This is a genomic window from Rhizobium leguminosarum (assembly GCF_010668065.1).
Taxonomy (GTDB): Bacteria; Pseudomonadota; Alphaproteobacteria; order Rhizobiales; family Rhizobiaceae; genus Rhizobium; species Rhizobium leguminosarum_S.
Map to the genome: position 1 here is coordinate 1 of NZ_WUEN01000043.1, position 430 is coordinate 430.

1 protein-coding gene is annotated in these 430 nt (G+C 61.9%); it reads right to left on the minus strand.

All coding sequences use genetic code 11. The annotated features are described in order from the left end of the window. Positions 1-331, minus strand: a 331-nt coding sequence (locus GR198_RS35200; protein ID WP_164070488.1) for an ATP-binding cassette domain-containing protein, incomplete at its 3' end; no start/stop codon positions are given. Between the last annotated feature and the right edge of the window lie 99 nt (positions 332-430).

Consider the following 430-nt stretch of genomic DNA (forward strand, 5'->3'; position numbering starts at 1 on the left):
CACGCTCCTCCTTGGGAACGCCGCGGATCTCCATGCCAAAAGCGATGTTGCCCGCCACCGTCATGTTCGGATAGAGCGCATAGGACTGGAACACCATGGCGATGTCGCGCTTGGAGGGATGCAGACCGCTGATGTCGCGCCCGTCGATCTTGATATCGCCTGACGTGATCGTCTCCAGCCCGGCAATGGTGTTGAGCAGGGTGGACTTGCCGCAGCCGGACGGGCCGACCAGCACGAGAAAGCCGCCCTTTTCGAGTTCGAGGTCGATCCCCTTGAGAATGTCGACGGCGCCGAAGCGCTTTTTGAGACCGGAGATTTCGAGGAAGGCCATGGATTACCCTTTGACAGCGCCCGCCATCAGACCGCGCACGAAGTAGCGGCCGGCGAGGATATAGACGATGAGCGTCGGCACGGCGGCGATCATCGCCGC